The organism is Halapricum salinum (assembly GCF_004799665.1).
Taxonomy (GTDB): domain Archaea; phylum Halobacteriota; class Halobacteria; order Halobacteriales; family Haloarculaceae; genus Halapricum; species Halapricum salinum.
Map to the genome: position 1 here is coordinate 196,507 of NZ_CP031310.1, position 13,179 is coordinate 209,685.

Genomic DNA, 13,179 nt, shown 5'->3' on the forward strand with positions numbered 1-13,179 from the left:
GGCGAGGGGGACCTCGGGAGGCCTCCCGGCGGTCCCGGCATGAGCTGTCGTAGTTCACTGGGAACACTCCAAGAGACTATTTACGACCGGCCGTAAGGGGCGGCTATGACAACCGGCGTAGTGCTGTTGAACTTCGGTGAACCGTCGACGGCCGATCGGGACGTCGTCGAGGACTACCTCCAGCGAATCTTCTACTCGAACATGGACATCGAGGAGGACCCCGACCTGACGCCGGGGGCGGCCCAAAAACGCGCGAAGAAACTGGCCGAACGGCGCGCACCGGGGCTGATCGAGGAGTACGAAGAGATCGGCGGGGGCTCCCCCCTCAACGAGCAGGCCGCGGCCCAGGCCGACGCGCTTGAGGCCGAACTTCGAAATCGCGGCTACGACGTCCGAACGTATTCAGGAATGCTCTACACCGAACCGTTCACGCACGAGGCCGCCGAGGCCGCCGTCGCGGACGGCGTCGACGAAGTCCTGGGCCTGCCGATCTATCCCCTGTGTGGCCCCTCGACGACGAACCTCTCGCTCGATAAACTCGCGGATGGACTCGACGAGGCTGGCTTCGACGGCGACCTCCACGAGGTCAGCGGCTGGCATCGCCATCCCACCTACAACCGCCTGCGCGCCGACAACATCCGGACGTACGCCGACGCCGAGGGTGTCGATTTGCACGACGAGGACACTGAGCTGTTCTTCTCCGCGCACGGGACCCCGAAATACTACCTGAACGAGGGGAGTCGGTACGACCGCTACGTCGAGGAGTGGTGTGCCGGCGTGGCGGGCATGCTCGGGCTCGACAGCTACACGCTCGGCTTCCAGAACCACGACAACCGCAGCGAGGTCGCCTGGACCGAACCCGACGTCGAGGAGGCCATCGAGGACGTCGACGCCGAGCGGGTCGTCGTCGAGCCCGTCTCGTTCATGCACGAACAGAGCGAGACGCTCTCGGAACTCGACATCGAACTCCGCGAAGAGGCCGAAGCGGAGGGGCTGGACTTCTACCGCGTCCCCATCCCCCACGACGACGACCGCTTCCCGTCGGTGCTTGCCGACCTCTCCGAACCAGTCCTCGCGGACTTCGATCCGGAATACTTCCAGTTCCGTCAGTGCCAGTGTCGGGACAAGCCGGGGACGATGTGTCTGAACGCGCCGGCTCCGGACTGGGACTGACTCGAAAATAGCGTCTCCGAGGTCGCACTCTCGTGAACTGACAACTGCAGCCTGCGGCCCCTCACTCTCGAATTCTTTACGATCGACACATTTCAATTCTTTTTGAAACCGTCAGCTATATCTCGGCCAGCGTTTTAGATATATTTGAAATGGTGGTCGCACAGTGACTCCGGTCGACGTTCTCGTACCGGTCGTTCGAGCAGGTATCGACGAGACGCTGTCGTACCTGACGCTGCACGTCATCACGTGTCTGGTGCCGGCGTTTTTCATCGCGGGCGGGATCTCCGCGGTGTTGTCCGACCGTTTCGTCGCCAAATACCTCAGCGCCGACGCACCGAAACTCCAGGCGTACTCGCTGGCCTCGGTGTCGGGAGTCGCACTGGCGGTCTGTAGCTGCACTATCCTGCCGATGTTCGCGGGTCTGTACAAGAAGGGCGCGGGAATCGGTCCCGCGACGGCCTTTCTGTTCTCGGGCCCGGCGATCAACGTCCTGGCGATCGTCTTCACCGCCCGCGTGCTCGGACTCCCGCTCGGGGGCGCACGGGCGTTCTTCGCGGTGGCGATGGCCGCCGGGATCGGCCTGACGATGGCACTCGTGTTCGGCAGCAGCGACGACAGCGAGTCTCCCGAGGGCCAGACTGTAGCTACTGATGGAGGGCAGGTCGTCGCCGAGCGCGACCGTCCTCTCTGGGTGACTGGCGGCTTCTTCGGCAGTCAGGTCGCAATCTTGCTGATCGCCGCGACCGGCCTGCTCACTTGGGCGGTCAAGGCGCCGCTGCTCGCACCGTGGTTCGCGCTGCTGGGCTACCTGCTCTACACGCAGTTCGACCGCGACGTGATCGAGGAGTGGCTCCAGGAGACGTGGTTCTTCACGAAGACTATCTTCCCGCTGCTCGTCGTCGGGACGTTCGTCATCGGGATCATCGGCGCGATCGCCGCGCTCGCCCAGGGGATGGGACCGCTGGAGACAGTCACGACCGACGCCGGCGAAACGTTCGCCGCCCACCAGGTCGCGCCCGGGCTGTTGACCCAGGGGATCTTCGGTGAGACGACGGTGCTGTCGGCCGGCCTGGCGTCAGTCATCGGCGCGGTGCTGTACATGCCGACGCTGCTGGAAGTGCCCATCATCGGCTCGCTGTTCGGCTACACCAACGGCCTGATGGCCGACGGGCCCGCGCTGGCGCTGCTGCTGGCCGGCCCGTCGCTGTCGCTGCCGAACATGCTCGTCATCTGGAAGACGATCGGCGCCAAGCGGACGGCCCTCTACGTCGGTCTCGTGGCGGTCTCCGCGACCGTCGCGGGCCTGATCTGGGGCCTGCTAGTGCTGTGAGGAAGCAACTCGAAACTACCAACAACTACCACAAATCATGAAAATCGAAGTTATCGGTCCTGGCTGTGCCAGGTGCAAAACGACGGAGAAGCGCGTCCAGAAAGCACTCGAAACCCTCGGGGACAGCGTCGACGCAGAGGTCGAGAAAATCGAAAAGCAGATGGAGATCATCGACCGCGGTGTGATGCACACGCCCGCGGTGGCTGTCGACGGCGATATCGTGACCGAAGGTGACATTCCCGACGTCGAATCCCTCGTCGAACAGTTCGAGACGGCGTAGCTCCAGATTCACGTTTTTCGATCGGTCGGATGCACACACTGATTTGTGTGTACACCCAATCTATACCCACCAACGTATGTCGTCACAATCGAACGACTACCGGGTTTCGCCCGACACGATGACCGATCTCGAGCGGATGGTCTCGACCTGTGAGGTGGAGACTGCCCACAGTATCTTTCAAGCGCTCGCCGACGACCGGCGGATCCTCATCATGCGCTTGCTCGGTGAATCAGAGCTCTGTGTCTGTGATCTCGTCGCGTTGTTCGACATCGAGTACTCGAAACTGTCCTATCATCTCAAGAAGCTCAAAGAGGCCGGCCTCGTGACGGCTGATCGAGACGGGAACTACGTGACCTACAGCCCCACCGAGCGCGGCGAGGACGTGATCGAAATCGTCCGTAGCATCTGCTGACCTGCGAGCGGACTGGAGCGCCCAGCTGCCGTCTCTTCGATTCGCACGAGTTGCTATCGATCTACAAGTGGTCGATCACGGCCGCGGTGAACTCCTCGGTACTGGCGTCGCCGCCCAGATCTGCGGTATGGGGCCCCTCCGCGAGCACTGTCTCGACGGCTTCCGTGACCCGCGTCGCTTCCCCGTCGTAGTCGAGATGGTCGAGCAGCATGGCCGCCGAGAGGATCATCGCGCTCGGGTTGGCGACGCCCTGACCGGCGATGTCCGGCGCGGAGCCGTGGACCGGCTCGAACAGCGCGTTGTCGTCGCCGACGTTCGCGCTCGGCAGCAGTCCGAGGCCGCCGACCAGCCCCGCAGCGAGGTCCGAGAGCACGTCGCCCGCGAGATTGGGACAGATGATCACGTCGTAGTCCTCAGGGTTCATCACGAGCTTCATCGCCAGCGCGTCCATCAGTTCGGTCTCGTAGTCGACGCCGCGTTCCTGGGCGACCTGCTCGGCCGTCTCGAGGAAGAGGCCGTCGGTCTTGCGCATGACGTTGGCCTTGTGGGCGATCGTGACGTTCTCGTAACCGTGCTCTTCGGCGTAGTCGAACCCGTACTCGGCGATCTTCCGGGAGGCGTCTCGCGTGACGACGCGGGTCAGCGTCGCGACGCCGTCGGCGATCTCTTCTTCGATGCCCGAGTAGACGCCCTGGGTGTTCTCGCGGATGAACACGATGTCTGTCTCGGGTTTGACGGCTTCGAGGCCGGGATAGGCCTTCGCGGGGCGGACGTTGGCGTAGGAGCCGACGATCTCACGGAGCGGGAGGATGACGTCGGCGGCCGTCTCGCCGGCCGCGCCGAACAGCGTGGCGTCGGACTCTCGGGCGAGGTCGGCCGTCTCCTCGGGGAGGGGTGTGCCGGCCTCTTCGAGCACGTAGTCGCCGGCCTCGCCCTCGACGAACTCGAAGCCGAGGTCGAGTTCCTTCAGGACGTCGACCGCTGCAGGCGTCACTTCCTGTCCGATCCCGTCGCCGGGGATGACCGCAATCTGCGCTGTCATGCCTGACCGTCTCGCGGGCGTCGAAAAGAGGGTGTCGATATGATGGATCGAACGAGAAGAGTGCGAACTACAACGTCTGTTTGATCTTCTGGACGTAGCTATTGTCTGACCAGCTACGGTGAGGTTCGATCGTTTCGATCAGCTTGCGTGCCTCTGTAGTGGTCAGTGGGCCCTCGCTGGCGTATTCACGGAGCAGTCGTGGGGTTGGAACGACTGTTACGTCGTCGACGACTGCATGGATACGAGCCAGGCTGTTAAACTCGTCAGTCAGAAGGCCATCGCTATCGAGTGCGTTCGCGAGTACGATCGCCGCTGTTTCTCCTTCGTCGAGCCCGTACGCCGGCAACGAATCTGGCGTGTCATCGAGCGTCAGCGGTTCACTCACTGCGAAATGTTTGCTTGCCGCGAGAACGTTCGTCGCTGCCGCTGCGTGAATATCGTCGTAGCCAGCCATCTCTTGAAGTTCATTTTTGACCTGAATCGGGACGGTCACCTCACAATCCGTCAGTAAGAACTGCAGGGGATCTGGATTGCTGGTGGTGTCGTACGTCGCGTCCGCTTTCGGAATCGCGAGACTCACCAGTGCGCACGTGTCCGCGACGACTGTCTCCATCGATCAGTCCTCGGGCTCGACGGTCGCTGTCTCTTCGTCGTAGATATCCACGTCTTCGTCTGGCTCCCCGATCCCCAGCGGTTCGTCTTCGAGATCCTGCTTGAGCAATGCGAACGTCCGTGCTTGCTCTGTCCCGACCAACGCTTCTACGAGATCGAGGTCGATCCGATCGTCGTAGTACGCCTCCGCTATCCGCTGGCGGAAGCGTTCGCTATCGGTTTCCTCTTCGATATACTTCTGTAGAGCCTCGATGATGACGTCAGTCCGATCCTTGCCTTCGATGTCCGCCAGCGCGTCAGCCTGCTCGACCAACTCCTCGGGCGAGAGGAAGTGGACGCGCTTGCGCTCGGAATCTGCAGCCATATGTGCATGCTATGTGCGTTGGGAAGGTAAATGTGTGCATAGCGTGTGTGTATCTCCCCTCAGAAGTTCCACTCAGCCAACTAATCCAGCACTTTCCAACTTATCTATTGAGTATGCCAAGCCCTGTGACGTTCAGATACCGATTGTAGTCGAGGGTTTCAGACGGACCCTCGTGGGGTTGAAGCGAGCGAGAGGTCGCGTTTGACGCTGGCTCCGTCGGTCTCAGACGGATCTTCCTGAGACAACGACCGTGGACTAAGCCCCTGCAGACCCACCGGAGCCGCAGGTCGTCTCTGTCGACTGATTGTCCACGAGAATCGCAGTCTGGAGGCTACAGCGGTAGCCGGGCCCGTCCCGTGGAATCGTGATCCCGACGTCAGTGTCGGGGATCTCGAACTCCAACTGGGGTTTGATGACGAAGTCGGTCTGCTCGTCGTTTCGGACGTGACTGACGAACCACTCGTCGATGTTCTCGTTGTCCATCGAGACGGTGTAATTGACCGTCTCGGTCTCGCCCGGCGCCAGCGTGGCGTCTCGGGGGACGTTCTGCGGCGTCAGCGCGTCACCGCTGGCTGTGAACAGCGGGACGCCGTTGCCGGTCGCGTTGAGCCGGAAGCCGTCCGGGACGAGCGGGACCGGCACGTCGCCGGGATTGTGGATCTCGAAGGTCAGGGTCATGTTCGAGGTGGGTTCGGTGACCTCACCCCACTCGGCGCTGGCGTCGCGGATCTCGTAGCCCGCCGAGACCAGCCCGGCGTCGGCAGTGTAGGCCCCTTCCATGTCCGAGACGGCCGCGTCGAACGAATCGACGACAGGGCGCTGGTCTTCGAGAAGCGTCTGCTCGAACGCGGGGAAGGAGATGGTCTTGCTGAGGACGGCGCTCACGTCGGCGCTGCCGGTCGCGCGCATCTCGATCGTCTCGTCGTTCCGGACGAACGCGACCCACCAGGAGTCGAGTTTGTCGTTGTCCAGTGCCGATCTGAGCTGGATCGTACTCTTTCCTTTCGGGATCGAAATGGCGTCGCGGCTTCCCGTGACCAGCTCGACGTCGTTCATCGCGACCTGATACTCCGCAGAGAAGCCGCTGGAGAGGGTAACGCCGATCGGATTCGGATTGTCGACGTTCAATGTCGTGACGATTCCGGTGCTGTTCTCCGTCGTGTTCCCCCAGTCACCGGGGTCGTCGACAGTGACGCTGGGGAGACCGATGATCCCGGTGAGATACGCGATCACGAGGATGGCGATCAAGCCGACGATCAGGCCGACTGCGCCGACAGCGAGTCGTTTAATAGAGAGATCCATGGTACCCGGTTTTTCGGACACCAATAAAGGCCTGATGGCTAAGCATGCGCATTGTCAGCACACATGGCCCTTTCGAGCGAAAACCCGCGGCTAGAGAATGTGAAGAAACGAGAATGTGTGTGCTCGCGTCCGCAGTCAGAGCCTACTCTTCGAGTCGGGTGACGTTGGTCGCGCGCGGGCCCTTGGGGGCCTGTTCGATGTCGAATTCGAGTTCCTGTCCTTCCTCAAGGTCCGGGCCGCCAACGTCTTCCATGTGGAAGAAAACGTCCTCGTCCGCGTCCTCAGTCTCGATAAAGCCGTAACCGCCGGTGTCGTTGAAAAAATCAACCTTACCTTTCGCCATTGCATCTACAGAATGACGGCGAGGACGCTTAAACGTTGCGTGTAGGTTCGTCTCCAACAGAGAACACCTAAACGTCACGCCAGCGAATCTCGCCCAGAACCATGGCAGGCACATCGCAGGACGGCCACGTCGCATACGTCAGTATGGAGTATGGGTTGGAAAACGGGATGAACACCTACAACGGGGGACTGGGGATCCTCGCGGGCGACGTCGTCCGCGGATTCGCCGATTTGGACGTCGACGCCGTCGGCGTCACCCTGCTCAACGAGTACGGCCTCGGCGAGCAACAGCTCGACGAGGACGGAACCCAGCACGTCGAGCCCGCTCCCTGGCCGGTCGAAGAGTACTGTGAACCCCTCGACGCGACCGTCTCGATGACGATTGGCGGGCACGACGTGACCATCGGCGCCTGGCGCTACGACGTCGAGTCCGAGCACGGCGGCACAGTTCCAGTCATCATGCTCGACACCGACCGAGAGGACAACGACAACTGGATCCGGGAGCTGACCCAGCGTGTCTACGCCCCCGGGAAGGACGAGGGCTTCAAACTCGCAGTGTACCTCGTCTTGGGTATCGGTGGCGTCCGAATGCTCGACGAACTGGGCTACGACGTCTCGACGTACCACATGAACGAGGGCCATGCCAGCTTCCTCACGCTCGAACTCCTCCGACGGAACGATCTCGACGCCGAGGCCGTCCGCGAGCAGTGTGTCTTCACGACTCACACGCCCGTGGCGGCCGCCCACGACGAGTATCACTACGACCTGCTGGCTGATCTGATGGGCGACCTCGTCCCCATCGAGACGGTCAAAGAGCACAGCCCACAGGGGATGGTCCACACCACGCGGCTCGCGCTGAACCTCTCGCGGTACGTCAACGGCGTCGCCAAGCGCCACCAGGAGGTCAGCCAGGAGATGTTCCCCGAACACGCCGAACACATCGACGCGATCACCAACGGCGCACACGTCCCGACCTGGGTCGGTGACGACATCGCTGATCTGCTCGACGAGAACATCCGTGACTGGCGGGTCTACCCGACCAAACTGCAGCACGCGACGCTCATCGAGGACGAACCGCTGTGGGAGGCCCACCAGGCACAGAAGCGCGACCTGATCGAGTACGTCCGCGAGCGCACGGGCGTCGAACTCGATGAAGACGTCCTGACGCTCGGGTTCGCTCGTCGGGCGGTCCCCTACAAGCGCGCACCGCTGCTCTTTCAGGACAAAGAGCGCCTGCGTGAGGTCGTCGCCCGCGCCGGTGACGTCCAGATCGTCTACGCCGGCAAGGCCTTCCCCGGCGACGAACAGGGCAAAGACATCATCCGGGAGATCTACAGCCACGCCGAGGATCTGGCCGGCGAGATCACGATCACCTACCTCGAAGACTACGACATGGAGATGGGGCTGAAGCTCACCTCCGGCGTCGACGTCTGGCTCAACAACCCCCGACGGCCCCGCGAGGCCTCGGGAACGTCGGGGATGAAAGCCGCGTTCAACGGCGTCCCGCAGTTCTCGACCATCGACGGCTGGTGGGTCGAAGGCCACATCGAGGGCGAGACCGGCTGGTCGATCGGCCCCGAGCCACACAGCCCGCGTGAACAGCGGATGAACGACGCCCAGGAGGACCTCGTGGACGCCACCGCGCTGTACGACACGCTCGAACAGGAGGTCCTGCCGACGTACTACGACGACCGCGAGGAATGGATCGGCATCATGCGCAACGCCATCGCGTTCAACGGCTCGCGATACCACGCGCGCCGGATGATGGAAGAGTACCTCGCCACGGCCTACGCACCCGAGAACTGACCGCGCGCCGCGATGTCGTGACCGCGGATCGACTGGAGACCCTTTTTTGTTGGGCACAAGTCGTTTATCAACGGCCCGTCGAACAGAGAGTATGAACCAGGAGGCCGTCTACGAGACCGGGCCGCTGCTCGTAGCCGTCGTCGGTCTGGGGCTGTTCGCGGTCGCCGCGAGCCACCACCTGACCGAGGTCGGGCGGGTCGAGCAGGTTCGCGGGCCGCTGGTCGCGTTCGCACTCGACGGTCTCCCAGCGCTGGCGCTCGTGGGGGGTGGGCTGCACCTCCGAAATCAGGCGTTCGACCCGGTGAATCGATGGCGCGTGCTGCTGGCGTCAGTCGCGGGCGGGGCGATCGTCACGGGTGTCATCGGACTCGGAATACTGGTCCGTGCCCAGGAGGGGCGGCCGATCTCCGAGCCGACGTTCCAGTTGCTCATCGGTGCGACTGCGGGCTCGATTGCCGGGTTCGTCGCCGGCTACTTCTACGCCGCCTCGCTGGAACGAACCACCAGAGCGACCAAGGCGATGAGCACGCTCTCGTTCACCAACAGCGTCCTCAGACACGACATCAAAAACGACATGACTGTCATTCGGGGCCGGGCGCGAGTCATTACCGACGCACAGCCGGACGACGAGATCGTCGCGGAGTCGGCACAGACGATCGACACCCAGGTCGGGGAGGTGCTGGACGTCATCGACACCACGAGTGCGATCGCGGAGACGCTATCGGACGATCCGGAGTACGAGCCCGTCGACATCGCCGAGATGGCACGGACAGTCGCCCGGAGCAAGGGGGAAGCGTTCGCCGCGACGATCACCGTCGACGCACCCGACCGGGCCGAGGTTCGCGCCAACGACGCCGTTCGAACGGTCCTCTCGAACCTCGTCGAAAACAGCGTCGAACACAACGACGCGTCCGACCCGTGCGCTCACGTCGAGGTCACGATCCATCCGGGTCACGTCTGCGTGCGCGTCCTCGACAACGGCCCCGGTGTTCCCGACGAGATGAAACCCAGATTGTTCGATCCCCGCCCCGATGACACGGGGGGCGGCGGCCTGCACGTCGTCGCCACGCTCGTGGAGAACTTCGGTGGGGAGATTCGCGTCGAGGACAACGAGCCTCGTGGCTCGGTGTTCGTCGTCGAGTTGCCCCGCGTTTGAGCGGACACGAACGCGTTTGTAAGCGGACTGGGCCGTTGGCGAACAGATGTCGGTCACGGTCGAATCGTATCGCGACGGCGCGAGCCCCAACGTCGCTATCGTCTCCGAACCGTTCGGCGGCCGCGAGGCGCTCGTCGAGGACGTCACCGACGCCAGGAGTGCACGTTCGAGTCATAGTGATTCCTGTAGCGATTTACCGCTACAGGAATCACTATCAGCCCTCGAATTCGCGGTGGACCGCCAGCCCCTCGGATTCGAGCACGTCGCCGACCACGGGAATCTGGACTCCGAAACTGTCGAAGATAGCTTCGCAGGGCAGGCCCGTCTCGCCACCGACGGTGGCCTCGACGGCCGCTCCCGAGACGCTGTAGACGACTCCACCCAGGTCGGCGTAGACGATCCCGCTCGCGCACATCGGACACGGCTCGGTGCTGGTGTACATCACTGTCCGGGCACGCTCGGCCGCAGTCATCTCGCGTGCGGCCTCTCGCGCGAGCGTCAACTCCGGGTGGAGCGCGAGGTCGTCGTCGGTGTGTTCACGATTCTGGGCCTCGGCCACGATTTCGCCGTCTCGGACCAGGATCGTGCCGTAGGGTCCGTCACCACGTGCGCCAGCCTCGCGGGCCAGTTCGATGGCACGCTCGACAAACGGTTCGTGATCGAAAGTAGCGAGATCCATATCGGTTCGTGGGTCCCACAGCCCAAATATCTCGTGACAGGAGAACTTAAGATAGTGGCGCCATCGAGCACACGTATGGACACACTCGACGATTGCTCGTTGCCTCAGCGGGTCGTCCTGCTGGGGCTTGCGACACTGGAACAGGACGACGAATCGCCGGCTCAGGTCAACGTGATCACACGCCGGGCCCAGACCGAATCCGAATCCGTCGACGACATCGGACGGCTGACCGAAGCGGAGGTCGATCGTGCGCTGAACGTTCTGGAAGCCGAAAGTATCGTCACTGTGCCCTCGATAGACGACAGTTCGCCGGTCGGGAAGGGCCGCCCCGCCTACGAACTCGACACCGACGTCGACGTGTTACTGGACGAACTGGACGACGACGACCGACTCACAGCCGCAGTCGACCAGGCGCGCCGATCCTGAGCGGTGGCCTGGGCGAATAGTGAGTGTCTGCGAGAGTCTCAAGAGGCCAGAAGCGCAAGGGAGAGTATGCCGCCGGAACACGTGCTGGTCCCGCTGGACGGGTCGCCGCTGGCCGAGGACGCACTCGAAGAAGCGCTCACGGCCTTCGAGTCGCGGATCACAGTTCTGAACGTCATCACGCCGCTCGACAGTCACATGAGCGAGGGCGGCGTCGTCGAACCGGGCGAAGACCGGCTGGAAAGTGCACGCGAGCGAGCGGAGCGCCTGGCCGACCACGCCACCGATCAGGCAGCAGCGATGGATCGAACGGTCGAGACGGTCGTGGAGACGGGCGATCCGGCGGAGACGATTCTCGATTACGTCGACGCTCACGACGTCGACCATGTCGTGATGGGGAGTCACGGCCAGGATCGCCGCGCCGTCGTCCGCCGCCTACTGGGAACGGTCGCGACGAAAGTCGTCGGCGAGGCGCCGGTGACAGTGACAGTCGTGCGGTAGCGACGACACCCCCGACGGAGGGGGCGCAGGTCCTCAACGCTGGAGTGCAGCCCCGCAGTTGTTACAGTAGTTCGCCAGGCGGTCGTTGGTCGCGCCACACTGTGGACAGCCGACGTTCTGCTCCCACGACTCGGTTTGATTTCTGTTCCCCTGTGGCTGATCGGTGTTCCAGCTACCGCCCGTCTGTCCGCCACCGCCAGCAGTCCCACGACTTCCGGCCTGGCCGTGCGCTCCGCCCCCAGCCTGGCCACGGGTTCCGCCGCCAGCCTGTCCGTACGTCCCGCCACGCGCTCCGCCCGAGTCAGCCAGGATGAAATACAGCAAGATCCCGACCAACCCACCGACTAGGACGACCGCAGCCCAGAGGCCGGCGTCACGGCCGCGATTCTTCGCGTGGACGTAGACAAGATACGCGGGGGCGAGCCAGAATAGCAGGGCGAAGATCAGGAACGTGGCGAAGACACTCATACAGCCTCGGCTTCACGACACCCCGGTAACAAATTTGTGGTCGAGATCAGCGTTCATCTCACGCCCAGTACCGTCGAGAACGCGGCGTAGACGCTGTATCCAATGAGAACCGAGGTGGCGAGCGTCAGCAGCCAGAACGTTACCGTGATACCGATCTTCCGTCTGGAGACGCCGGCCGACCCCGCCGCGAGTCCGCCGCCGATCACCCCCGAGATGATGATGTTGTTGAACGAGATGGGGATCCCCAGCGCGATGGCCGCCTGCGCGATGATGAACCCGGGAACGAGCGCGGCGATGGATCGGCGGACGCCGAGTTGTGCGTACTCCCGAGAGGTCGCCTGCAGGAGCCTGGGCGCGCCCATCCACGCGCCGGCGAGGATCCCGAGCGCCCCGATCGACAGCAACAACAGAACGTCGAGCTGGAGCTCCTCGACGAAGAGGTTCTGCAGCGGTCCCGTGGCGAGCCCGACCTGACTCCCACCACTGGAGAAGGCGACGATCGCGCCCAGCACCACGAGGAACGTCCGAATCCCTTTGTCGACGGAGGCCTGAGTCCGCCGACGGATCGCGACGAACCCCCCGAGCGCGAAGGCGAGGGTTACGACGATGCGGACGAGGTCGATCCCCACGACTGCAGGGAGATCGACGAGCATCGAGACGAACCCTGCCGCGGAGTTCTGCGCGACTCCTGGGGGTGCGGGAATGATACCCAACTGGATGTTGGCGACGATTCCGGCGACGACGGCCGCGAGCACCGGCACGCCGACGGTCTCGGGGATGTCGTCCCGCCGGAGGAGTGTCGCCGTCCCGTAGGCCAGACCACCGGAGACCGGCGGGACGAGGATCCAGAACGTCCCGAGGCGGCGGTAGGTGTCCATCGCGGGATCGCCACCGAGCGAGAGGCCAACCCCGACCATCGCGCCGGTCGTCGCAAAGGCCGCCGGGACGGGATAGCCCGAGTAGACCCCGAAGCCCATGAACGCCGCGGCGGTGAGCAGTCCAGCCGTGGCCGCCAGCGGCGTGATCGAGACGCCGTTGATCAGGTCCGCGCCGACCGTCTCGGAGATGGCGCCGCCCTGCGTGACAGCACCGAGAGCGGCGAGGATGCCGATGACGAACGCCGCCCGCATGGTCGAGATGGCGTTTGCCCCGATCGCGGGGGCGAAGGGTGGTGAATTGCTGTTGGCGCCGAGCGCCCAGGCCATCCCCAGACACGTGACAGTCGCGAGAACGACCAGCGCCCAGAAGGTCGCGGCCACGTCAGGGCCACCTCTGCGGGCTGGACCACG

The 13,179-nt window shown here is 63.6% G+C and carries 16 protein-coding genes; 8 read left to right on the forward strand and 8 right to left on the reverse strand.

Going from position 1 to position 13,179, the window contains the following annotated elements; translation table 11 throughout:
- Nucleotides 1-105 precede the first annotated feature (105 nt).
- From hemH to DV733_RS01000, 4 genes are all read left to right on the forward strand, one after another.
- Nucleotides 106-1,173: a ferrochelatase gene (gene hemH / locus DV733_RS00985; protein WP_049993330.1), complete on the forward strand. Its 1,068-nt coding sequence runs from the start codon at nucleotides 106-108 to the stop codon at nucleotides 1,171-1,173.
- Between the two features lie 163 nt (nucleotides 1,174-1,336).
- Entirely contained in the window at nucleotides 1,337-2,503 is a 1,167-nt protein-coding gene (locus tag DV733_RS00990) for a permease (protein ID WP_049993331.1), read from the forward strand.
- A gap of 37 nt (nucleotides 2,504-2,540) precedes the next feature.
- On the forward strand, nucleotides 2,541-2,783 hold the full coding sequence (locus DV733_RS00995) for a thioredoxin family protein (protein WP_049993332.1): 243 nt from the start codon (nucleotides 2,541-2,543) through the stop codon (nucleotides 2,781-2,783).
- A 76-nt stretch (nucleotides 2,784-2,859) separates the two neighbouring features.
- Nucleotides 2,860-3,195, forward strand: a complete 336-nt coding sequence (locus DV733_RS01000) for an ArsR/SmtB family transcription factor (protein WP_079979392.1) — start codon at nucleotides 2,860-2,862, stop codon at nucleotides 3,193-3,195.
- A 61-nt stretch (nucleotides 3,196-3,256) separates the two neighbouring features.
- Here DV733_RS01000 and DV733_RS01005 read toward each other — a convergent pair whose 3' ends face one another.
- From DV733_RS01005 to DV733_RS01025, 5 genes are all read right to left on the reverse strand, one after another.
- Nucleotides 3,257-4,237: an isocitrate/isopropylmalate dehydrogenase family protein gene (locus DV733_RS01005; RefSeq protein WP_049993333.1), complete on the reverse strand. Its 981-nt coding sequence runs from the start codon at nucleotides 4,235-4,237 to the stop codon at nucleotides 3,257-3,259.
- A 67-nt stretch (nucleotides 4,238-4,304) separates the two neighbouring features.
- Nucleotides 4,305-4,850 carry a hypothetical protein gene (locus DV733_RS01010; RefSeq protein WP_049993334.1) on the reverse strand — a complete coding sequence of 182 codons (546 nt, stop codon included), beginning with the start codon at nucleotides 4,848-4,850 and terminating at the stop codon, nucleotides 4,305-4,307.
- A gap of 3 nt (nucleotides 4,851-4,853) precedes the next feature.
- Complete coding sequence (locus DV733_RS01015; RefSeq protein WP_049993335.1) at nucleotides 4,854-5,213, reverse strand: hypothetical protein; 360 nt, start codon at nucleotides 5,211-5,213, stop codon at nucleotides 4,854-4,856.
- A gap of 255 nt (nucleotides 5,214-5,468) precedes the next feature.
- On the reverse strand, nucleotides 5,469-6,515 hold the full coding sequence (locus DV733_RS01020) for an LEA type 2 family protein (RefSeq protein WP_049993336.1): 1,047 nt from the start codon (nucleotides 6,513-6,515) through the stop codon (nucleotides 5,469-5,471).
- Between the two features lie 142 nt (nucleotides 6,516-6,657).
- Nucleotides 6,658-6,858, reverse strand: coding sequence for a cold-shock protein (locus DV733_RS01025; protein WP_049993337.1), 201 nt, complete (start codon nucleotides 6,856-6,858; stop codon nucleotides 6,658-6,660).
- A 101-nt stretch (nucleotides 6,859-6,959) separates the two neighbouring features.
- Here DV733_RS01025 and glgP point away from each other — a divergent pair, with 101 nt between their 5' ends.
- Both glgP and DV733_RS01035 read left to right on the forward strand, forming a co-directional pair.
- Nucleotides 6,960-8,663, forward strand: a complete 1,704-nt coding sequence (gene glgP, locus DV733_RS01030) for an alpha-glucan family phosphorylase (RefSeq protein ID WP_049993338.1) — start codon at nucleotides 6,960-6,962, stop codon at nucleotides 8,661-8,663.
- Between the two features lie 91 nt (nucleotides 8,664-8,754).
- Entirely contained in the window at nucleotides 8,755-9,819 is a 1,065-nt protein-coding gene (locus tag DV733_RS01035; protein ID WP_049993339.1) for an ATP-binding protein, read from the forward strand.
- Nucleotides 9,820-10,033: 214 nt separating this feature from the next.
- Here the strand turns inward: DV733_RS01035 and DV733_RS01040 are convergent, their stop codons facing one another.
- The gene (locus DV733_RS01040; protein ID WP_049993340.1) at nucleotides 10,034-10,498 is read right to left on the reverse strand and encodes a nucleoside deaminase; all 465 of its coding nucleotides are present in this window, start codon (nucleotides 10,496-10,498) and stop codon (nucleotides 10,034-10,036) included.
- Nucleotides 10,499-10,573: 75 nt separating this feature from the next.
- Between DV733_RS01040 and DV733_RS01045 the strand changes: the two genes are divergently transcribed.
- Together DV733_RS01045 and DV733_RS01050 are read left to right on the forward strand one after the other, a co-directional pair.
- On the forward strand, nucleotides 10,574-10,924 hold the full coding sequence (locus DV733_RS01045) for a hypothetical protein (protein ID WP_049993341.1): 351 nt from the start codon (nucleotides 10,574-10,576) through the stop codon (nucleotides 10,922-10,924).
- A gap of 66 nt (nucleotides 10,925-10,990) precedes the next feature.
- The gene (locus DV733_RS01050; protein ID WP_049993342.1) at nucleotides 10,991-11,422 is read left to right on the forward strand and encodes a universal stress protein; all 432 of its coding nucleotides are present in this window, start codon (nucleotides 10,991-10,993) and stop codon (nucleotides 11,420-11,422) included.
- 33 nt (nucleotides 11,423-11,455) lie between these two features.
- Here DV733_RS01050 and DV733_RS01055 read toward each other — a convergent pair whose 3' ends face one another.
- Nucleotides 11,456-11,890: a zinc ribbon domain-containing protein gene (locus DV733_RS01055; RefSeq protein ID WP_049993343.1), complete on the reverse strand. Its 435-nt coding sequence runs from the start codon at nucleotides 11,888-11,890 to the stop codon at nucleotides 11,456-11,458.
- A 53-nt stretch (nucleotides 11,891-11,943) separates the two neighbouring features.
- The gene (locus DV733_RS01060; protein WP_049994300.1) at nucleotides 11,944-13,095 is read right to left on the reverse strand and encodes an inorganic phosphate transporter; all 1,152 of its coding nucleotides are present in this window, start codon (nucleotides 13,093-13,095) and stop codon (nucleotides 11,944-11,946) included.
- Nucleotides 13,096-13,179 lie beyond the last annotated feature (84 nt).

Bases quoted from the DNA above. Each gene is read 5' to 3' on its own strand.
- DV733_RS01025 (WP_049993337.1), bottom strand. From the start codon at position 6,858: ATGGCGAAAGGTAAGGTTGATTTTTTCAACGACACCGGCGGTTACGGC.
- hemH (WP_049993330.1), top strand. From the start codon at position 106: ATGACAACCGGCGTAGTGCTGTTGAACTTCGGTGAACCGTCGACGGCC.
- DV733_RS01060 (WP_049994300.1), bottom strand. From the start codon at position 13,095: ATGGCCTGGGCGCTCGGCGCCAACAGCAATTCACCACCCTTCGCCCCC.
- DV733_RS01045 (WP_049993341.1), top strand. From the start codon at position 10,574: ATGGACACACTCGACGATTGCTCGTTGCCTCAGCGGGTCGTCCTGCTG.
- DV733_RS00995 (WP_049993332.1), top strand. From the start codon at position 2,541: ATGAAAATCGAAGTTATCGGTCCTGGCTGTGCCAGGTGCAAAACGACG.
- DV733_RS01050 (WP_049993342.1), top strand. From the start codon at position 10,991: ATGCCGCCGGAACACGTGCTGGTCCCGCTGGACGGGTCGCCGCTGGCC.
- DV733_RS01005 (WP_049993333.1), bottom strand. From the start codon at position 4,237: ATGACAGCGCAGATTGCGGTCATCCCCGGCGACGGGATCGGACAGGAA.
- DV733_RS01055 (WP_049993343.1), bottom strand. From the start codon at position 11,890: ATGAGTGTCTTCGCCACGTTCCTGATCTTCGCCCTGCTATTCTGGCTC.
- DV733_RS01035 (WP_049993339.1), top strand. From the start codon at position 8,755: ATGAACCAGGAGGCCGTCTACGAGACCGGGCCGCTGCTCGTAGCCGTC.
- DV733_RS01040 (WP_049993340.1), bottom strand. From the start codon at position 10,498: ATGGATCTCGCTACTTTCGATCACGAACCGTTTGTCGAGCGTGCCATC.
- glgP (WP_049993338.1), top strand. From the start codon at position 6,960: ATGGCAGGCACATCGCAGGACGGCCACGTCGCATACGTCAGTATGGAG.
- DV733_RS01015 (WP_049993335.1), bottom strand. From the start codon at position 5,213: ATGGCTGCAGATTCCGAGCGCAAGCGCGTCCACTTCCTCTCGCCCGAG.
- DV733_RS01020 (WP_049993336.1), bottom strand. From the start codon at position 6,515: ATGGATCTCTCTATTAAACGACTCGCTGTCGGCGCAGTCGGCCTGATC.
- DV733_RS01000 (WP_079979392.1), top strand. From the start codon at position 2,860: ATGTCGTCACAATCGAACGACTACCGGGTTTCGCCCGACACGATGACC.
- DV733_RS01010 (WP_049993334.1), bottom strand. From the start codon at position 4,850: ATGGAGACAGTCGTCGCGGACACGTGCGCACTGGTGAGTCTCGCGATT.